The sequence below is a fragment of the Parachitinimonas caeni genome, from assembly GCF_030129945.1.
Classification (GTDB): domain Bacteria; phylum Pseudomonadota; class Gammaproteobacteria; order Burkholderiales; family Chitinimonadaceae; genus Parachitinimonas; species Parachitinimonas caeni.
In genome coordinates this window covers 62200-82863 of sequence record NZ_JARRAF010000021.1, presented here as the reverse complement: position 1 = coordinate 82863, position 20664 = coordinate 62200, and the positions used below count along the sequence as shown (strand labels likewise).

Annotated in this window: 16 protein-coding genes and 1 pseudogene; 2 read left to right on the top strand and 15 right to left on the bottom strand. The window is 57.1% G+C overall.

Features of this window, described 5'->3' with window-relative positions; translation table 11 throughout:
* Positions 1 to 307 precede the first annotated feature (307 nt).
* Complete coding sequence (gene pulA / locus PZA18_RS16385; protein WP_284101946.1) at positions 308 to 2914, bottom strand: pullulanase-type alpha-1,6-glucosidase; 2607 nt, start codon at positions 2912 to 2914, stop codon at positions 308 to 310.
* Between the two features lie 42 nt (positions 2915 to 2956).
* A pseudogene (locus PZA18_RS16380) lies at positions 2957 to 3334 on the bottom strand (pullulanase-associated domain-containing protein); the annotation flags it as partial.
* A gap of 530 nt (positions 3335 to 3864) precedes the next feature.
* On the opposite strand from PZA18_RS16380, the gene PZA18_RS16375 reads away from it, so the two are divergent.
* A complete protein-coding gene (locus PZA18_RS16375) occupies positions 3865 to 4701 on the top strand; it encodes a hypothetical protein (RefSeq protein WP_284101941.1) in 837 nt (278 codons plus the stop codon).
* 70 nt (positions 4702 to 4771) lie between these two features.
* Here the strand turns inward: PZA18_RS16375 and bioB are convergent, their stop codons facing one another.
* The 13 genes from bioB to PZA18_RS16310 form a co-directional block, all read right to left on the bottom strand.
* Positions 4772 to 5761, bottom strand: a complete 990-nt coding sequence (bioB, locus tag PZA18_RS16370; RefSeq protein ID WP_284101940.1) for a biotin synthase BioB — start codon at positions 5759 to 5761, stop codon at positions 4772 to 4774.
* Positions 5762 to 6048: 287 nt separating this feature from the next.
* Positions 6049 to 6306, bottom strand: a complete 258-nt coding sequence (locus tag PZA18_RS16365) for a DUF7660 family protein (RefSeq protein WP_284101939.1) — start codon at positions 6304 to 6306, stop codon at positions 6049 to 6051.
* A 62-nt stretch (positions 6307 to 6368) separates the two neighbouring features.
* Positions 6369 to 6797 carry a hypothetical protein gene (locus PZA18_RS16360; protein WP_284101938.1) on the bottom strand — a complete coding sequence of 143 codons (429 nt, stop codon included), beginning with the start codon at positions 6795 to 6797 and terminating at the stop codon, positions 6369 to 6371.
* A 196-nt stretch (positions 6798 to 6993) separates the two neighbouring features.
* Entirely contained in the window at positions 6994 to 7569 is a 576-nt protein-coding gene (locus PZA18_RS16355) for a DUF6939 family protein (protein WP_284101937.1), read from the bottom strand.
* A 13-nt stretch (positions 7570 to 7582) separates the two neighbouring features.
* Positions 7583 to 7873 (bottom strand): hypothetical protein, encoded by a 291-nt coding sequence (locus PZA18_RS16350; protein ID WP_284101936.1) that lies wholly within the window; start codon positions 7871 to 7873, stop codon positions 7583 to 7585.
* Positions 7874 to 8001: 128 nt separating this feature from the next.
* Positions 8002 to 8439 carry a hypothetical protein gene (locus tag PZA18_RS16345; protein WP_284101935.1) on the bottom strand — a complete coding sequence of 146 codons (438 nt, stop codon included), beginning with the start codon at positions 8437 to 8439 and terminating at the stop codon, positions 8002 to 8004.
* A gap of 10 nt (positions 8440 to 8449) precedes the next feature.
* The gene (locus PZA18_RS16340) at positions 8450 to 12031 is read right to left on the bottom strand and encodes an RHS repeat-associated core domain-containing protein (RefSeq protein WP_284101934.1); all 3582 of its coding nucleotides are present in this window, start codon (positions 12029 to 12031) and stop codon (positions 8450 to 8452) included.
* A 3-nt stretch (positions 12032 to 12034) separates the two neighbouring features.
* Positions 12035 to 12943 (bottom strand): hypothetical protein, encoded by a 909-nt coding sequence (locus PZA18_RS16335; protein WP_284101933.1) that lies wholly within the window; start codon positions 12941 to 12943, stop codon positions 12035 to 12037.
* A 36-nt stretch (positions 12944 to 12979) separates the two neighbouring features.
* Entirely contained in the window at positions 12980 to 14026 is a 1047-nt protein-coding gene (locus PZA18_RS16330; protein WP_284101932.1) for a hypothetical protein, read from the bottom strand.
* Positions 14023 to 15048: a DUF2169 family type VI secretion system accessory protein gene (locus PZA18_RS16325; RefSeq protein WP_284101931.1), complete on the bottom strand. Its 1026-nt coding sequence runs from the start codon at positions 15046 to 15048 to the stop codon at positions 14023 to 14025. The genes PZA18_RS16330 and PZA18_RS16325 overlap by 4 nt, the downstream gene beginning before the upstream one ends.
* 9 nt (positions 15049 to 15057) lie before the next feature.
* Positions 15058 to 16275, bottom strand: coding sequence for a hypothetical protein (locus tag PZA18_RS16320; protein ID WP_284101930.1), 1218 nt, complete (start codon positions 16273 to 16275; stop codon positions 15058 to 15060).
* Positions 16275 to 16712: a hypothetical protein gene (locus PZA18_RS16315; RefSeq protein WP_284101929.1), complete on the bottom strand. Its 438-nt coding sequence runs from the start codon at positions 16710 to 16712 to the stop codon at positions 16275 to 16277. Before PZA18_RS16315 ends, PZA18_RS16320 begins: the two co-directional genes overlap by 1 nt.
* Before the next feature lie 54 nt (positions 16713 to 16766).
* Positions 16767 to 19016, bottom strand: coding sequence for a type VI secretion system Vgr family protein (locus tag PZA18_RS16310; protein ID WP_284101928.1), 2250 nt, complete (start codon positions 19014 to 19016; stop codon positions 16767 to 16769).
* A gap of 458 nt (positions 19017 to 19474) precedes the next feature.
* Here PZA18_RS16310 and PZA18_RS16305 point away from each other — a divergent pair, with 458 nt between their 5' ends.
* On the top strand, positions 19475 to 20623 hold the full coding sequence (locus PZA18_RS16305; RefSeq protein ID WP_284101927.1) for a response regulator: 1149 nt from the start codon (positions 19475 to 19477) through the stop codon (positions 20621 to 20623).
* Positions 20624 to 20664 lie beyond the last annotated feature (41 nt).

Sequence of the window (20664 nt, the reverse complement as noted above, 5' to 3'; positions counted from 1 at the left end):
TATCTTGTTAAAGAACACTTGCTGGCCTGACTAACTATCGCTAAACTTCCCGGTTGCCCGTTTCGTTTCGCTGCGTCAGCAGCAGAGGAAGCGAACTATACGCCCCACCCCTGAACTCGTCAACACCTCACACCAAAATATCTTTCAACAATTCATCAAATTCCTGATTTATAACGAAATTTATCAGGAAGATTTTTGATAGCAGCTTGAATTTCTGTAACAAAAGCCATCCAAACAGATTACTTCACTCTATAAAAATCTCCCAATACGGGGCAAAAGGGCATTTTCATGCCCTTTTCTGTATGGATCATGCATCCGTCTCGACAAATACCGCCGTTGTTCTGGCTGGCACAACCACAATTTGCCGTTCAGCCGAGTAGGTCGCAGTTCTGACAATCGGGTCGGATGAGGACTGTTGGGTTGGGTGCAGCGTCAAATTCCCAATACCGCCTCCCAATGAGGATGTAACAGCCGAAGTGCTGGCATTGAATACCACATAGATTGCCTTGTACTGGCTACCAGACAGGTTCCTCCCATCCAGGCGCATAACAATGACACCGGGCGTCCGGTTAGCTAGCACATCTGGAAACGAGACTCGTGACTGTACCTGCTCAAGACTCGCCAAGCGGAAGAGGCTTGAGCTACGGCGGATTTTCAGCCAGTCCAGAAAGCGTTCGCAGGTAAAGGTAATGTCTGCCGCTTTTACGGCCAACGTAGTATCGGCCAACAATGGCTTCATGATGGACCAGTTGTCACCATTTCGTTCCTTACTAGGCAGCCCCACGCCCCAATTGTTCGCTTGGTATGTCCAGTCGATCCGATTGAACCAGTCCCCGGCGTTATAGGAATCACGCTCCAACGACTTCGAGCGCAGTAGTTCATCACCCGCATGGAAGAAGGGAATGCCCTGAGAGAATGCGATCAACGACAAACCTACCGCCTGCGCCCTCGCCCGCTCTGCCGAGCTGACGGACCGATCATGCTTGTACTGGCTGATGTCGAACAAAGTCTGATTGTCGTGAGCGGATATATAAGCAATCTGCTCTTGGGGTCTTTGCGTGTAACCCGCTGGCACGCCGTTATAGTCAAACGTTGCCCCTCTACGCGAATTGCCAGAATGATCCTGCAAGGTGAAGTCACGCAAATTGCCTGCAAGGCCGAGGCGTATCAAGTCCTGTTGGTGCAATGCCGCAGTACGACGTACCGCATCGCAGGCAAAGCCATCATTCGGGGCAAAGCACAAGCCGTTGACGAAACCCTGATTGCGTATCAGCGCATCTCCACCATCGAATGGTCCGCCGCCACGAACGGCATCACGCAAACGATCACTGAACGAACCGATCCCTGTCCCTGCCAGATTCTGCTGGCTAGCCTGCTTGAATCGGGCATTGTTTTGCACCTCTCCAAAGTTCCAGCCTTCTCCATATATATATATGTCGCGACCGGCAGCTTGATTCACTTCCCGCTGCAACTGCTGCATGACTGACAATGGCTGGTGCCCCATCAGGTCAAACCGGAAACCATCGACTTTGTACTGAGCCGCCCAAACCTTGGTCGAGTCGATCATCAGCTTGGCCATCATGATGTTTTCGGTTGCAGTATTGGCGCAGCAGGAACTGGTCTCGACACTACCGTTGGCACTTAGGCGGTGGTAATAGCCGGGCACAATCCGATCCAGCACGGATTTGCCATCTTGCCCGGATGCCGGGGTATGGTTATAGACAACATCGAGCACTACGCGCAGCCCTGCGTTATGCAAGGCTACAATCGCAGACCGAAGTTCACGAATCCGCGCCAGACCATTTGGGTCGCTGGCATAACTACCTTCAGGCACGGTGTAGTGCAGGGGATCGTATCCCCAGTTATACGCATCCCGGTCCGCCACCGCCGCAACTGCGGCTTGTTGATTTTCGGAATCGGCAGCATCTGCAAGACTGATTGCTGGCAGCTGCTGCAAGGCTGGAAGCTCCTGAATCGACGACAGATCATTCACAGGCAAGAGGTGTACATGCGTCAATCCTGCCGCAGCCAGAGTCTTCAAATGCCGCATGCCCGCTGACGAGGCATGGCTAAAAGCCAGGAATTTGCCACGGTCTGCAACAGGCACCGAAAAGTCGGAGGCTGAAAAATCCCGCACATGCAGTTCATATAAAGAGATGTCTTCAATGCCTGCCAAGGATGGAATAGCGTGGGCAGACCAGCCTGCAGGCTGGCTGAGGGCGGATTCCAGATCAACAACCATGCTACGTTCGCTGTTTGCCGATAGTCCCAGACTATAAGGATCGGTCACCACATTGGTCTCGACCTTGCCTGTTGATCGAACATAAACCTTGACCCGATACAGGTAATACTGGCGATTGGTCATGGCGGCATCGCCGACCACAGACCAGGTGCCGCTGGCAGCATCCTGATGCATCGGTCGAATATCGGGACTGCCTCCGCTTGGAGCATCAAATACCAATAGCTCTACGGATCGGGCCGTCGGCGCCCAAAGCCTGAACGTTGGCACACCTCCTTGGATAGCCGCACCCAACACCTGAGCCTGTGCCGCGCCTGCGTAAAGCGCATCCAGCACTCCAGCGGTTTGCAAAGCGGTCGAATCCAGCAAGCGGCCTGTCACATCAAACCGGGCCATTACCAGCTGACCTTTCAGGAGTTCGGGTGCTTTCGCACTCAGCTCAGCCGGCAGACGCAAGGCCGTGGCATTGGCCAAGTGGGGATGGCGGGCTTTCAAATCATCAGCCAGCCCCGCCGACTCCACCTGCAGTCCAACCGAGGTGCCACCACTAATCCCTTCTCTGCCAGAGGTAATGCCCCCTTCGGCGGCATGAACGAGAGCATATCGATCCGTCACCGCCGCCCCCGGCCAGACGATGATGCTCGGAGTCAACCAATGAGCCTTGGCTTGGGACACATCCCCCACCCTGACGGCCGGACGTACTTTATATAGCGTGCAATCACCCTGCTGTAGCCAAAGCTCCCGCCCTGCCGCTGCCGCATCCCAGCGCTGATCACTCGGGCAATTTTTTTCATCCCCCTTATGCAAGATGAAGTTGAATGCCTTGGCCCCTGCTTTCAGCGGAATATCATATATCGCCCCATAATCATCTTTTCTGGTTGAAAGCTAGGGGCTTGCCCACTCAATTGCTCGCGTCAGATCCAGACTACCCTTGGCATCCTCCCACAAGTGCAAACCCCAATCAGCATAATCCGACTGCGTACGGGCATAGTGAATCCTGACAACATTGTCAGGTATTGCTGACGACGCCGGCTCCCCACCGCCATCGCTATTGCAGGCCGCCAGCGCAAGGGCGCCAGCAAAGGCCAACCCCATGCGCAACCAACGCCACAGGCTTGTCTGATGATCTGATTGCATGCCGTTCCTCTTCTCGTTGTGATCTTGCTGCCCAGGCAGCCCCAAAGCTGCCGAATACTCGTGCTGCATGAAGATTGTTCAAGCGGCAAAGCCATCAAGGCAGGTTTGCCGAGCCGCAGTCACCAGGTTTACGCCAAACCATGTCTCGAACAGTTCATCGCCACAGTCCTGTAATACGCGTAGTGCAATTACTTAAATATCAGCAGAGCTGTGATTTTTATGGGGCATTCAGCAAGGCCGGTCAACAATACCGACACAAAAACAAGTAGTTTTCTTTCTTTTCAGAGAATTAGCGCAGCGATGGAGACCTACACTCACCCCATTGCCGGACGGTTCAACATCAGGCAATCGCGTAGTTGCCTATCAGGGCGCTACGTATCCGTTAGCAGAAACTCATGGGGGCCGCCTTGTCGCAACCACGGCGGGAAGAAAGATTCCGACACAAATGTCGGACCGAAGGCGGAAGTTTGAGAACCTTCCGGGCTAGAATGCAGATCCTCGCTTATTTCCGTTGCCAACCACGTATGTTGATTCGTTCTCTGTCGTTAGCAATCGCCCTCGCCACTGCCTCGCCGGTCTTTGCCGCCAAGTGGGGCGAGGCCTGTCCACCTCGCCTGAGCAAGTTCACCGAAAGCTTGCCAATCAACCATACTCGCGCCGCTCTGGATACGATGTACAGCGGACTGCGTCAGGCATTTCCCCACATGCTTGCCGATCAGACGGGCAAAGCCGCAGGGCTGAAAGACAATTGGAAGCCCGGCAACAAGTGGTATGACAAATCCGTCGCTGAATACGAACAGTATTTAAAAGATTACGAAACGAAGTACGGCCCGTTGACTGCACCAGACTGGATCTCTGCCGCGATCAAGGTATGCCAGGGGCTGACCGAAGCTGATATGAAAGCGCTGGAACAAGGCCAGAAAGAAGCGGCAAGCCAGTTGATGATTCGTAGCTTTGATACCCAAAGTGCCATCACCTTGAGTGAGCAGATGCTCAACGACCCTGAGCTTGGTAAATATTGGACGCCGCAAACCAGGCAAGCCCTTGAACAGGAAAAGCTCGCCGCCGGCCAAGAAGACCAAACCCTCAAGACAGAGGCCAGCAAGCTCGGCAAGAAGCTACCTTCACGCACCGAGCGATTCATGAAAGTCGTTAACGGCCTCAACAAAGATCTCGGACAGACGGTTGGCCAAGCCACCCTTCTGCGCAGCATGAATCAGTTCAAGCAAGCCGTGACCATGGCACCGCCGGATAAAATCAAGACCAACATCGAAAGCTTCAAATCTGAGCAGGAGCCCGCCAGACCGCCCCAGCGCTCTAAATAAGCACACCCAAAACAAAAGCCCCGAAACGGGGCTTTTGTTTTTTCGATGCAGGTACAGACCAATCAAGCCCTCACAGAGGCGCGAGATCCAGCTTTTTGAACAACTGTCGATCCCGATCAGACTCTGGATTACCCGTCGTCAGCAGCTTTTCGCCATAGAAAATCGAATTTGCGCCAGCGAGAAAACACAATGCCTGCATCGCCTCCGGCATTTCCTGTCTGCCAGCGGATAAACGGACAAAGGAATGCGGCATGGTGATACGCGCAACCGCGATCGTCCGCACAAACTCGGTCCAATCCAACGACTCACTGTTCGCCAGGGGCGTGCCAGGCACCTGCACCAGATTATTGATCGGCACAGACTCGGGTTGCGGCGACAAATTTGCCAGTTCCGCAATCAAGCCAGCACGGTCCGCCCGCGTCTCCCCCATCCCGACAATCCCGCCGCAACAGACATTCAAACCCGCATCCCGCACTTGACGAAGCGTATCCAGACGGTCATCAAACTGGCGAGTTGAAATAATGTCGCCGTACTTCTCGGGCGAGGTATCCAGATTGTGGTTGTAATAGTCCAGACCCGCGTCTTTCAGCTGATCTGCCATACCCTGCTTAAGCAAGCCCAGCGTAGCGCAAGTCTCCATTCCCAGCGCCTTCACCTCGCGAATCATGGCTTTGACCTCATCCAGATCCCGTTGCTTCGGCCCACGCCAGGCAGCGCCCATACAAAAACGTGAAGCTCCTGCATCCTTGGCTCGTTTGGCGGCCGCCACCACATCCTCCAAAGGCAGCATGTCCTGATTATCCACACCGGTCTGATAACGAACCGATTGCGGACAATAGCCACAATCCTCCGGGCACCCGCCCGTCTTTACCGACAATAGCGTCGATAACTGCACCTTGTTAGCGTCAAAGTGCTGCCGATGCACGGTTTGCGCCTGAAACAGCAAGTCGTTAAACGGCAGATCAAACAGCGCTTCGATCGCCTCGACACTCCATTGCTCCGACCGCGCATGCGGCTCAGGCTGACGATGGAACTGCACGGTCTGAGTAGGAGTATTCATAGCAAGTCCCCGGCTGATTCAAATATCGCCGCATCTTCGATGATCGTCGTCATCGTTGTCAATTTTCAGCACCGCAAAAACTACATATCCGCCCAAAAAATAAGCAAATCCCCTATCAACACCCCACCGTAATCAGCCTATCAACATTGGTCTTTAGCGCTAACCGAGCAAAGACGTGGATTCACAGATCGTCCACTTCTTGAAGGAGGAGCCGATTAATAGGCGCGGTAGAGAACGGCCAAGCATGGCCCGGCGGTCAGGTTCAGCAGCCTCCTAGACTAAACCTGCTACTCGTAAACACGCGCAGCCAATAGCACGTCTGCCAAAATACGCCACTTGAAATCCTCTAAACCCACCTCTTTGGAAATCCCAAGATTTTCATAATACCCATCCATGTCTTCAATCCAGCTAGCCATAGCCTCAAGAAAATCTTCCAGATTTCTATTCTCCCACTCATCGGGATTTTCTCTCAGGTCCAGCGCCATTTGCTTAAGTAGAGAAATTAGGCCATCCCTTGAATTTATCTTATTCTTAGTGGCAATCACAATATTTTTCTCGCATTAAAATAACGCAATAACCAATTAATGTTTAGATCTGTTCTATAGAGTTAATATTCCCTACAATCATCCCCCTTGCCAACCCATCTACATTTTTTCTTAGCGAATAACTTCACACCCACTTGATCCATTTTATTTTTTACAAAGGTACAAAGCTCTTCTGGCGTTGAGAAAGGCAGGCTCAACGTTCCATCATCCGATCTATATGGCAGATCATCGCAAATAATAGCCAATGTGTATTTAAGGTCCTCTTCCGCATAAACAAACCCTAGCTGTTGCAGCTCTTTATAATTTTCCGGGATACCTATTAGATTAATAATCGCGCCCTTCCCTCCATCCCAATCAATTTCATATCCGGGACTCTCATTAAATTGATCTGTTGAATGATCAGAAAGGGGTATATTAAGTGCCTCATCAATCAGTTTGGCAATTTCGCTTAATGTAGCTATGGGTTCAATCCAGAGCGTCAAGCATCCCATTGTTCTCTCCTAAAAAGTGCCAGAATTTCCTGGAGAGGTCTCTTGATTGACTCCACTTCATTCTTGCCGAATATTTTAAATCCGAATTTTGGCTTCACCCCCCAAGGCATGAAACCTTCCTCAGCTCTCGATTTATTAAACTCGATGGAGTTCAACACTTGCGGAGAATGCTGAAACTCTAACAGGCAGTTCATAATTAAAATGCCTCAGTAGAATAATCAGGCCACTCGCTTAATAGGTAGGAAATTACCAAGCTGGCGTGAGATAGCGGTTTTGCGGGGTTTTCTATATCAGGATTGGTTTCATAGTCCAAGAAAATAATTGGGCGTTGCTCGGCCATTATTTTCAACTCAGTTAACTCGGCTTGTAAGTAATGATCCAGCACCCACCGGTACGCCGGAAGATAAATTTTCTTGCGAGCCTCAATATAGCCAAGCAATTGCTGACAATCCAACCCAGCTTGATGCCCAATGACCTTTCCGAATGTGCGGCTGGTACGTTTGATTCCCGCCATTTTTGTCAGGAGGAACTTTGAAGGATCAATGCTCTCACGCTCAAAAACCTTCAGCCCCTGCCATATCCCCTCGACAGAATTCCCATAAGCATCATTGCTTAATGGAATAGGAATATTTCCATGCGGGTAAAACGGACTGAATTTTACCCATGGCATGTTTGCCTTGGACGTAAGGTCAATAATCCTTGAGGTTGGATATTTTTCTTGCAGTCGAACTATATTCAAGCGCTTACTTTGTAAAGAAAATTTCTCCAACATTCTCTCCCGCGCATTAACTTGCAATATCCCTGGCAATATCCGACAGCACATCGGCAGCTCGAAATATTCTCTTTGCCATTTCGGGCTCATGTCGATCCGCACAGGACATTAAAGCTGCCTGCATATCTACAAAAAGATTCACAAGCGATTTCGGAAGGCAATCCAAATATCGACTAACCTCCCGTATCTCTAACAATGCCTGTTTTGTTTTATCTAGTAAATCTTCGTCAATGCCAGAATTTGATCGCGCACCCTCATAAAGTTGAGCATATAAATCTGAAAATTTTTCAATTAACTCCTTCATTTCTACCTCACTATTGAAATAGCTTTAAGGCTACTTTTATCTGGGAGTAAGTCTTTTGAGGGTTCCTTGCGCCCCTAAGCCACGATTTCGGAGCTGGCAAGCCTGATCTCTCCTAGTTTCTCCGCACTCTATGCTATGGGATACTCTATATATTGCCCTCCACCTCCTACCCAGCGAGGGTTCTTTTTCTTGTAAATCTTTACTTTTTTATTAATTAATAAATTAATAATTTGCATGCAAAGTTCATCCGCAGCCAATGATGAGAAAATCATACTGCTCTGTGTTTGACAAGGTAGATCCCCATAAAAAACCAAAACAAGAGAATATTGCATTTCCTCTTCAGAGTAAGGGCTATTAATCTCCTCCATTAAATACGCATCAGCAGGAGACCCCAATAGTCTAATATGTCCACCTTCGGAACCTTCAAATTTAACTTCATACCCAGGATATTCGTTGTATGCCCCCGTTGGATTTTCTATCAAAGGGATATTAAAAGCTAGACCAATACTATTGGCAACCTCATCCAAGGGGTCCGAATTATCCAGTAAAATTGTCAAACTTCCCATATAGCACTCCTCAAAATCTCACCTGCACTTCGTCAGGCAAATTAATAGTTCGTTTCATTTCTGCGCTGGAAAAAATTTTGAATCCAAATTTATCGCTACGCATTCCTCCTAAACAAGGAATTTTTCTTAACTCAGCATCCATAGCCTCTTGAATTGGAATGACCTCTTTTATATCGGAACCCCACCCACCCTCTCGTTTCAACTTATCACTCACAATAAACGCATCAATATCGAAGTCTGTTGGCGTAAACGGTCCCCCGCCTTTATGCGGCCCCTTACGTCCCCGCGCCAAGCTTCCTCGGTAACCAACTTTAGCTTGCGGATCAAGTGCCTGAATCTGCGGCTTATATTTCGCCATAACATTTTGCACCGCACGCTGAATCATCGCCCGCGATTGGCAGGGCGGCGCCTTGTTTTGATTTTGGCTCCCACCGCTATTGCTGCCACTCCTTCCCCGATTCGGGTGCGGACCTAAGCCGAGTGGGTCCAGCCATCCCGATGGGCTGGCAACATAGGCGTACACATTATCGTCGCCATTCAACCCAATCGGATCCTGCGTCACAAACCTCCCTGCCTCGGGGTCGTAGTAGCGGAAGCGGTTGTAATGCAGGCCGGTTTCGGTGTCGAAGTATTGGCCTTGAAAGCGCAGCGGTTGGTCGGTGGCGACTTCTTCCACCTTCAGGGTATTGCCCCAGGCCCGATATTCGGCGCGCCAGCTGATATAGCCGTATTGGTCGGTCAGTTCGAGCGGGGTGCCGAGGTGGTCGGTCTGGTAGTGGTAGACCTCGTTGTCGGTGAGCTTGGCCAGGGGCACAAAGCTGGCGGGTTCGTAGAGGTAGGTGGTTTGTTTGCTGCCACGCTGTTCGTGGCTCATCCGGTCCCCATCCCACCCGAAGTAGGTAGTACCAAACGCATCCTGTTTGGCGATGCGGCGGCCCAGGGGGTCGTAGCGGTAGTGGGTGGTCTGGCTGACGCCGTGGCGTTCGACTTGGGCCTGGGTCAGCTGGTGGTCGGCGTCGTAAGTAAAGTGCTGGGTGGTGTGGCTGCCTTTGCGCCGTTCAACCATGTTGCCGTGCTGGTCGTATTGGTAGCGCAGGTCCTGGAACACGTAGAGCTGGTTGTGTTCAACCTGGCCCCAGGCCCGGCCATGTTCGTTGGCGGGCAGCAGGTTATGGGCGGGGTCGAAGGCGAACTGCTCAGCCTGCAGGCCTTGGGGGCCATAGCGTTCGGCGGCCAGCAGTTGGCCCAGGGGGTCGTAGCGGTAGTTGATTTCGCCCCGGCTGCGGTCGGTGATGCGGGTGAGCTGGCCGGCGCGGTCGTAGAGGTAGTCGCGCCGTAGCACTTCGCTGCCATTGGCGCGCATGGCGCGTTGGCGCAGCAGGCGGCCGGCCGGGTCGTAGTCGCTATGGCTGCTGAGCATGCCTTGCTGACGGCGGGTTTCGCGGTGCAGTTTGTCGCGTTCGAAGTCGGCCAGCGGCTGGCCGTCGAGCAGGATGCCGTGCAGATGGCCCGAGCCGTAGTAGAGCCAGTCGAGTTGGCGGCCGTCGGGTAGTTGGGTGCCCAACCGGTTGCCGAGGGGGTCGTAACGGTGTTTGAGGGCAAAGGCGTGGCCGTCGGCATGGGTCTGGCTTTCTTCCAGCAGCTGGCCCAAGGGGTCGAAGCGGAAGGCCAGACTAGCGGCTGGGTTGCGGGCGGCAATCAGCCGGCCGAGCGGGTCGTAGTCGTACTCCGCTGAGCTGCCGTCGTCGTGGCGTTTGCGCAGCAGGCGCCCCAGCTTGTCGCGTTCGAAGTGGGTGATCTTGCCAGGGCCGGCATCGCTGCCGCCGGCCTCGATCAGATGGGTCAGTTCGCCGGCAGCGTTGTATTGGTAGCGTTGCAGGCGGCCATCGAAGCCGATTTCTTCGATCAGCTGACCAGCGGCATCGTAGTGGAAGTGGTAGCGGTCGCCGTTTTCGTTGATCAGCGCCAGTAATTGCCCGGCCCGGTCGTAGTCGTAGCGCAGGCGGTGGCCCAGGCCATCAATGCGTTCGATGGGCTGGCCGTGGCCGTCGTAGCGGTAGTGGGTGGTGTGGCCCAGAGGGTCGCGGTAGGCGATGAGGTTGCCGGCTGGGTCGTAGTGGTAATGGTGGCTGGCGCCATCAGGTTCGATGGCTTCGGCCAGGCGGCCGGCGGCATCGTAGCGATAACGGGCGGTCTGGCCTTCGGCATCGATCACCGCCAGCAGGCGGCCCAGCGGGTCGTGTTCAAACTGAGTGCGGTAACCCGAGCAGTCGGTGTAAGTGGCCAGATTGCCCCAACGGTCGTAGGCCAGGTGTTTGCTGCCGCCCTTGGCATCGACGATGCGGATGACGCGGCCGCGTGGGTCGTAGTCAAGCTGGGTGGTCTGTTGCAAGGGGTCGATAGTGATGCGGGGCTTGCCCTGGTTGTCGTACTCATAGCGCCAGCTTTGGCCCATAGGGTCGATCAGTTCGATGGGCCGGTCGTTGGCGTCGTAGTGCAGACGGGTGCGCTGGCCGGCGGCGTCGGTCAGCTCGGTCAGGTTGCCGCGTTCGTCGTAGTGGTAGCGGGTGCTGCGGCCGAGGGGGTCGGTCTCGGCGGCCGGGCGGCCATTCGGGTTGAACGGCGAGGCGATCTGTTCGCCCAGCGGGTCGATGTAGCCGATGACTTCATCCCGCTCGTTCAGCAGATAGGTGCTGGTGGCGCCGGTAGCGTCGGTCACGCGGGTCTGGCGGGCGGCAAATTCCAGCCGCAACTCGCGGCTGCCGTCGGCGGCAATGCTGCGCACTACCCGTTCGCCCTGCCATTCCTGCCGGTATTCCATGCCCAGCGGGTTGGTGTAGGCCACCAGTCGGTGTTCAGCGTCGTAGGTGTAGCGCCAGACCGCGCCGCCCGGCAGCTCCACCCGTTCCAGATCGCCGGCCGCAGCGTAGTGGTAGCGGGCCAGGATCAACTCAAACGGGGGGTGGCGTGGTCCGTCATCAAGGCGGGCGGCGATACCGTCGTTGGCAGCTACCGCCGTCAGCCGCACCTGTTCCAGGCCATATTGGCCCCATGTCAACCATAAGGTACGACCGTCCGCATCGTGGATACGGTCAGGTCGGGCCAAGCCGGTTTGGGGGGTGGCCGGGTAGTCAAATCGCAGCGCGTTGCCGTGGCGGTCTTCCAACGCGGATAACGGCAGGCGCCACTGGCCTGCAAAGCGCCGATCAAAGATACGGCATTCGCCATCCTTGGCTTGCAGCACATAACGATCCGCCGTTTCGCGTTTAAGCGTCAGCCCCTCGCGCACATCAAAGTGCGCTTCGCCCTCTGCCAGTAGCGGCCAGCTGATCTGGCGGTTGCGTTCGTCAAAAAAAAGAATGGCACTGGCCGATAGCCGCAATTCCACCGCATAGGGCACGGTCCAGCCATGACCCAGCCAGCCATTGCGCTCGCGCTCGGTTGAACGGTAGAAGCGCGACCAGTTGAGGGGGATCGCGCCCGGCAACGCAAAGTCCGTTTCAGACAGTATTTTGGCGCCCGTGCTGTAGACAACCGGATAAGCGGAATGGCTCTCAAGCACGGCAGGCGGATGAGGAGGTGTCGCAGTCATGGCTCAGCAATCGCATTTGGGTTTCTGGGAGGCGGGCGCAGAACCCGGCACATTCGCGACCGATGGCGCATCGGCTTTCGGAGCGGGCGGTGTTTTTTCCCTCGACAGCTTGCGGCCGGCTTTGACTTTGGCAATCAGGGCCATCAACAGGGCAGGCGCACGCGAACCGGCACTCTTCAGAAAATCCAGCGCCAGCGCTTTTTGCTGGGCCGGGGTGCTGGCGGTCTGCGCAGCCCCCATCACCCGCTGCATATCGCCAGCCAGGACTTTGGCCTGGTCCATGACTGCGACCGCCCGGTCACCGAAGCGCCAGGCGGCCAGGGCAACGCCAGCCGGTGCCCCGACGCCTGTCACATCCAGCGCGCCCGATACCACAACGGTGCCGACGTCCAGCGCCAGACTGCCGTAGGTCGCTGGATCTTTCAGCATGGCCAGCAGATCAGCCAAGGCTTCTTCGCCGATTTGTGCGGCCAGTTCTTCGAGATCCTGCTTGCTGATCTGGGCAAACCCTTCGCCAAGATTGGCCGCGATCTTGCTGACGTTATCAATAAAGCGCTGCAAGGAATTGACCATCATCAGCTCGACATGGCGCACTGCTGCATACATGCCGTGAAACACATTCTTCGAGCCGTTGATGAAGGTGCCCCAACCCATGCGGGTATTGCTGATTGGACCGATGATGATTTCAGGGGAATGCGACACCCAGGTCATGGCCGAGGCCTGATTACCCACCGGCCGCCGCTGATCAAGCACGGTTTCAACCGCCAAGGCCAGCTTGTTGGCGCTGCCTTTATAGGTACTCACCCCCGGATCGCCCTTGGGGGCCAGCAACGCAGGGTGTAAGCCGGTTACCGTCGCGCCGGATACCTCGCTGACGATCTTCAGGTTATTGGCAAAAACTCGCGTTGCCATGCTGTGTTCCTCAATGTCTACCCGGTGTTCTGGCACTCAATCGAGTGCGGCTTCGGGTGGTGGCGCACTACGCTCGATCACCGCTGCGCCAATCAGGCTGCCGCCCAGCGAGGCTGCGGTAGTCAGCGCAGCGCCAGGGGGCAAGGGCTGGTTGCGGATCTGCTCGGTCACCAGAGTCCAGAGCAACGGCGCCCAGGCCGCCCCCACATTCCCCAGCAGCGCTCCTGGCCGGCGAAGTTCGACTTGCGAAGTCGGGATCTGCGCGGCATCCAAAGCCGCCCTTTCGGTTTGTACCCGCCACAGGTCCCCATCCTGATCCGACCAGCTATCCGACAGGTGCTCGCCACGCAGGCCCGCCTCGGTAATCGCTCGTCGCAACGTTTCTGCCCAACGTGCGTACTCACCGAGCTCCCCTTGGGGTGGAGGATGCCTGCCGGTGCTATGAGAACAGACCGGCCGGTGCAGCAATGCCTGCCGTCGCTGGCGGTGGGGCTCCGCAACGGCACACAACGCCACTGCCGCTGCGGCTTCGCCCGCAATGAAGCCGCTATCGTCGGTGTCGGTCACCAGCCAACCGGCGTCAAAGGCTCGTTGCAGCACAACCGGCTCCAGCCAGTTATCGGCACCGGCAATCACGGCCACGGATTCCGGCTCGGCCTGCAGCAGTTCAAATGCAGCAGCAGCCGCAGAAAAACCGCCAGCCGCGCCTTCGCAGACATACAACCACTGGCTGATCAGTAGCTGACGGCACAGGTCATCAAGCATGGGCCGCATCCGTTCGGCCAGATTGGCCGGCCAGCCCAGACTGGGCGATGGCAAAGCCAGATAAAGCACCCGGCGTCGGCTCTGACCGGCCAACCCGGCAAGCGCTTCCTCGATTGCCGAAGCCAACGCCGCAAACAGCCGGGTTTCGACCCGAACGGTTTGTGGCAGCGAACGGCAAGGATTCGCCCACAGGGCATGCGCCCCCCGCGCCAGCTTTTGCACGCGGGACAATCCTGCCTCAAGCGTGGTGGCAACCTGCCAGCTGCGGGTGCCCGTGGCAGCGACCGCGCCGCTGCCAGCAATCAAAAGTGGCTTCATGCTTCCTCCGCCATGACGCTCAACTCAGCCAGCGGGCGCTGATGTTGCCAACGCAGCAGCTGGGCTCGCCAGGTCAGGCAGAGCCGCCCTTCATCAGGCTCGACCAGCACCGTATCCAGCTTCAAGCGCTGGCGTAGCGGCTCGGCGCCGGCGTAGCGCAGCTGTAGCCAGCAATGCCAGCGTGGAATCTGCACCTGACATTCCCCGTCCGGCGTCAGCCGCCATAGCGTCAGGTGCTCACCGCCCTGCCAATGGGGAGAGAAACGCAAAGATGGGTCGCTGGTGCAGTAGGCATAGGGGTCAAAATCGGCAGCTTGCCGGGGGGCACGCAGTCTGAGCCACTCCGCATCCTGCGTGCCAAACAACTTGCGTCGATGCAGGCAATCCGCCGGATACCCCCCCCAGAAACCCGGCACGGGATGATCATGCGGCGTCTCAATCAAGGTATCCGGCCGCTCTTGCTGCGGCAGCAGGACGCCATCGACCTGCCCATCGTCACCGCACCAGCCACGCCCATAGGGATTACGCGCATCCAGTGCCTGCACCGTGCCCTCGCGCCGTACTTCACCACCAAAAGCCAGGGCCAGTCGTAGCGGCAGATGGCGGATGGGCGCCAGGGTTTCGATGACAGCCCGCCCCCCTCCACCCAATAACGCCGACTGCCGCCAGACTCGCGGACCAAACACCCGCAAACGTTCGGTTCGCCCCGCCACTCGCAATCCCACTTCAAACTGCGTCAAAGGCTGGCTACCGGGTGCATAGGCAACGGCGTTGATCAGCAGATCGGTTGCCAGCTTGGGCGGGGTCAGGTCGTCTTCGTAACGCGGCCCATCCTGTTCCGGCTCGGTGTCTGGCCAGAGCACCGGGGCATCGTGAATCGGCAACTGCCGCTCTGCCGGTAACAACAGACCGTTGTCGAGTCGGAACGAGGCTTTCAGTGCGAGGTTCAGGCAAACCCGTCCCTGCAGGTCCAGATCAGGACGGCAATCGGCAGGAAAGGGGCTGAGATTGTTGAGGTACATAGCGGACTCTCACTCGCGCTGACGCGCCATGCTGCCGATAAAATCCAGCGCCATATCCTGCCGGTGGCAGACATCGGCGGCGCGCAGGGCAAACGGCGCCCGCATGACCATGCCAAATTCCCAGTACAGCAGTTGCCGGATCAGTGCCGGCGCGCGGGCCGCTGCCGCCGGCAGGCTGGCCTTCAAGTCGTTCAGCGGCTGGCCTCCTCGCCAACGCTGCTGGGCAGGTGCCTCGCGGATTACCGACAGTGCCTCGGTCAGCGCCGCGTGCCCGGCGGCCACCGAGGTCAGCGCCTGCAAGCGTTCCAGATCGCAATCGAGCGCCAGCTTGCAGCTGGCATTGATCCACGGCAGCAGCTTCAGCCCGGCTTCACCCTCCAGCACGGTATGCAGCAGGTTCAGGGCCGGCAGCGTGCCGATCTGCCCGAGACAACGCACCGCATCAGCCCCCTGCAGCCATTCGGGATGGTGGTTTAACCGGTCCATCACCTCCGCGGGCGCCAGTGTGGCCACCGCCCAGGCCACAGCCGGTGCCCTGCCCCGATCCAACCAGTCCAGCGCAATCGGAATGGCTTGCTCGCAACCACGATCAACCAGAAGCCGTAATCCAATCCGCCGCACTTCGGTATCCGGCTGGTCCAGCAGACCACGCGCCGTCTCCAGCAGATCGGCTTCGTCCTCGGCGCTCAGCTCATGGCGTGCCAGTGCCAGACACGCCGCCACATGCCACGCCGAATGGCGCCAGCGCAGCAGTCGTTTTGTCCAGCGTGGCTCCAGATAGCGCGCCCCCAACTCGAACCCCAATCGCAGCAGGCTGCTTTCCTCCGCATCCAGGGTATTGGCCAGCCATTGTTCGGATTGAGCACTGCGGTAGTGCCACAGGGCATCGCGGCAGGCTTCGTAATCTTGCGTGCAGTATTGTTGCAGGCGCCCGGCATAGGCAGCCTGGTCCAGAAGTTGGCGCGGACGTGCCAGATCAAGGTAGAGGTAGGCAGGCAACTTGCTGGGCTCAGCTTGCTGGCGCAGGCGCTGGATAGCGCTATCCACCTCGTCGGCATAGCGCGAAATATGCTGCAGATGGCTGGCAATCGAGGTGTCGATTTCGCGCAGGGTCTGCAGGCTTTGATCTGGCTGCTCCAAGGCAAAACGCCGGCGACCATAGCGGCGCACCACGGTCTGGATGCTCTCTTCGAGCAGATCGGTAGGAATGGGGAGCTGGTAGGCCATCAGTTGAACGAGATGCGCCCCGCCTCGAAGTGCTGTTGCTCACGCATGTCCGACAGCAGATTGACGCCATGCAACTCGATACGGCCATCCGCCGTCAGTACCATGCGAGCATCGCCACAGCGCAGTTCGATGCGGGATTGCGCCGACAGGCTCAAGGTCTCGCCATCCCACTGCAGTGCCCGTTGCCCATTGGCCGGGGCAGGGAATGCCGCGATGATGACACCACTATCGCCTTCGCGCGCCACCAGCACGCTGCTATCAACCGGCGGTCGCGCCAATCCGGCCGCAAGCACGCATGGAATCAGCAAATCAGCCAGCGCCACCGAGGCAACGCCTGCCGCATCCCAGGCCAGCACCTGACCACGATACAGCGCCAGCGGTTTGGCGAATGCCAGATCTGGCGCAGGCAGGGAAGCAAGTTGGCGATTGGCGGACATGAAAGCAACTCCAGCGGGAATTTGAATACGGTCAGGTTCCGTTGACGTGAGGGATCAGGGGTTGTGCTGAACCGGGCTGCCAATAACGACGAACTCCCCCTTGGCCTCCATATGGACCTTGGTGCCATTGAGCAGAACCGTGCCATCTTTTAATAGCTGCAACTTCGATTGCCCTACCTGCAAGGTAATCGACTCATCATTCATCACCAGCTGGCTCGCCGCCCCGCCAGACGATCCTCCGGCCTCGCCGCCGCCCCCTGCTGCGACGGTCAGGGTTTTGCCCACCGTCAGCGTCTTGTTGGCGCCAACACTCTGACTATGATCGGCCCCCACGCTATCCGAGCGTGACATGCCGACATTGGTGATCATCATCGCGCCGACATTCAGGTTATAAGCCGCGCCAATATTCACCATCTTGCCCAGGCCCACGTTCTGCATATATGCCAAGGCCACCGTCTCGGTCTTGAAGCGGCCAACATTGATCGACCAGTTGCGACCTATCGAATCCACTTCATGCTTGCCAACACTTTTGGTGCGGCTCTGGCCCACGTCAAAGGTCTGGTTCTTGCCGATGGTGACGGTTTCATTCTTGCCGACGGTCTCGGTCCGGTTATCCCCAATGCTGATCGTCTCGTTGTGATCGACGGTCTCCGTCCGGTTCTGGTGAACGGTGATGGTTTCATTGCCATCCACCGTCTCCGTGCGGTGGCGGTGGACAATGGTGGTCTCGTCGCGGTCGATGGTCTTGCGCCGGTCATTGCCGACCCAATGGCTCTCATCATGCTCGACCTCGATCCGCTGATCCTTCTCGGCATGCAGCCAGACTTCCTCGGCGCCCTTCTTGTCTTCGAAGCGCAGGGCGTTGGCGTGGTCGTAGTGGCCACCCTGGCTGGAGCGGCTGAGAATGCCGGACTGGGTCTTGTTGCCGGGTAAGTCCCACGGCGGCATCTGGTCGGCGTTGTAGACGCGGCCGGTGATCAGGGGTTGATCCGGGTCGCCTTCGAGGAAGCTGACCACCACTTCCTGACCGATGCGCGGAATCGCCACCATGCCGAAGTTCTGGCCGGCCCAGGGTTGCGACACCCGCACCCAGCAGCTGGATTGATCGTTCTTCTTGCCCCGGCGGTCCCAGTGGAATTGCACCTTGACCCGCGCATGTTCATCGGTCCAGATCTCTTCGCCAGCCGGGCCGACGATGACGGCCGTTTGTGGGCCTTGCACGATGGGTTTCGGCGTAGTGCGCTCGGGCCGGAACGGCAGGTTGGACGGCAGGGCCTGGATATCGACCTGGGCTTCCCACTCGCCGCCACCGGAGCGGTAGTCGGATTCGGACAGGTGCAGGGTGGCTTGGGCCACCAGATATTGCCGGTTCTGGTCGCCACGCGGGTGCTCGGTCAGGCTGAACAGATAGCCGACCGGCAGGCCGCGTACCGGGCCTTGGCCGACCACGCGTTCATGCCGCGCCTGCAGTTCGTCGATGCGGACGCGGGCGTAGTGCTCGCCGACGCCGGGGTCCACGTATTGGCCGGGGTAGTCGTAGATTTCGTGCTTGGCCTGGGGGTGTTCGCGGTCCACGATGGCTTTGACCTTGAGGTCGGCCTTGGGCTTGAGGAAGTCGTAGTCGTTGAGCACATAGTCGGCCGGCTGTACGGATTTCTCGGTGCGCCAGTGGGCCATATGCTCGCGGTTGACGGTCATGCCGCCATCCTGCCCGCCCAGATAGAACGGGACTTGTTCAAAACCGGGGGCCGGGCTGTGGCTGGCGATGCCATCGGCCAGGACCAGCGTATGTTTGCCGCCGCCGTGCTCGAAGTAGTAGTAGATGCCTTCTTCTTCCATCAGCCGCGACACGAAGTTCAGGTCGGATTCACGGTACTGGATGGTGTAGACCCGCTGCGGATAGCTGGCGGTGAGACGATCCTTGAACACGGCGACGCCATGATCGCCGAACACCTGCTTGATGATCTCGGGCACGGTCAGGTTCTGGAACACCCGGCAGTCGGTGGTGCGGGAGAGGAACCAGAGCCAGGGCCGGACCGAGGCATGGTAGCGGTGGTAGTCGCCTTCGCGGCCGATCAGGGCGAAGCGGGTGACGTGGCCGCAGATCTGGCGTTCGCTGCCATCCTGCAGTTCGATGTCGAGCGAGACTGGATGCCCGAGCAGCGCTTCGAAGTTGATGTCGGGTTTCTTCGACAGGACTTCGATCTCGGCCTCGAACACGGTGGAGAGCGCATCGCGCAGGGTCATGCTGCGGAACAGGAGGGCGTCATCGCCCAGCGGGGTGTGGAGGCGGAGGGGGCGCATACAAGGATCTCGTCAGCGTCAGATGAGGGGATGGCATGTCAACAGAGCCCAAGCTCACCATTGAAACTAGCACCCACTCTATGCAAACGTCAATTTATCTCTCGCAGCAATCCAACAATTCACAATTAAATAAGCAATAACTGTATTAGCTCGCTTGAATACCCCGCCACCGCTCGTCAGACCGGCTGGTAAATTTGTTAATTATTTATTAAAAACAATTACATAATAAACCATCAACGCTCAGACCTCCCACCTTACCCAGTGATTACAGCAAGCGAGCAATAAGCTTGTTTAACGGAATTCAATCCATTTGGCTTCCGGGTTGCACCACAGCTTTATCAGTTTATCCACAGCCCCTGTCTGCGACCGGCCGCAGCAGGGCAAGTGACATTTTGGCTTTGCCGGCTGGGAGACCTATCCTGAAAGTCTGGGAAGGTTGTCGAGCACTGGGGAAAGTCATGGCAGACAAAGATTGCATCTTGCTGGTGGAGGATGAACCCGTACAAAGAATGCGGGCGGTCGCCTTGCTGGAGGATTACTACCGGGTATTGGAAGCCACCAGCGGTCTGGAGGCGATAGAGATGGTGCGTGATCATCAGCCCGATCTGGTGTTGATGGATATTCTGATGCCGCAGATGAACGGCCTGCAGGCGTGTGAACTCATTCGGGATGATCCGATCGTTGGCGAAACCCCGGTATTGTTTCTGTCTACCGAAGTCACGCTGGAAGACCGCCTGGCTGCCTATGCCGTGGGCGGTGAGGATTTCATCGGCAAGCCCTTCGATCCGACCGAACTGCTGGCCAAGGTGGAATCGACGCTCCGACTGACCCGTGAACGCAAACAGCTGCGCTCGGATGCCCGCATGGCGTTCGATACCGCCATGTCGGCGATGTCCACCTCGGGAGAACTGGGACAGGTGCTGCAATGCCTGCGCATCGTGATGGCTTGTGAGGACATGCACCCCCTCGCCAACGCAGCTTTGCAGACCTGCGCCGAGTATGGCCTGAAAGCCTGCATCCAGATCCGTGTCGAAGAGGCGATCTATAGCCGCAATCTGGATGGAGAGGCCACCGAGCTGGAAAAAGGAACCCTGCATACCCTGCAAAGTTGCGGCCGCATTGTCAGCATGAAGCAGTATGCGGCGTTCAATTATGGCCGCGTGACGTTGATGGTCAGCAATATGCCGCTGGACGACCCCGACCGGGCCGGGCGGATGCGCGACAATCTGGCGCTGATTGCCGAAGGCGTGGATGCCAAGGCGGCAGTGCTGGAAATGAATGCAGCCGAGCGCCGGCATCAGACAAGAATCCGTGAACTGCTGACGCGCAGCGTCGATACCCTGAAGGCCATCGACCGTCGTAACCAGCTGCAGCGCGGGGTTGTGAAGCGTCTGCTGATGCAGATGATTGACCAAGCCGAGCAGTCTTTCCTGAGCATGGGTCTCACCGATGCGCAGGAGCAGCTGATTGCACTATCGCTGCGCGATACGGCGGATTCCCTGAATCAGCTGCTGGAAGAAGGGCTGGAAGTCGATCAGCATCTGGCCATCCTGCAACAGGATCTCACCAACGCCCAGCCAGACGCTGCCGCCGAGACACCGGACTGATAGCCGGTGCATCCGGCAAGCTGTCTGGCAAGACCGCCTGT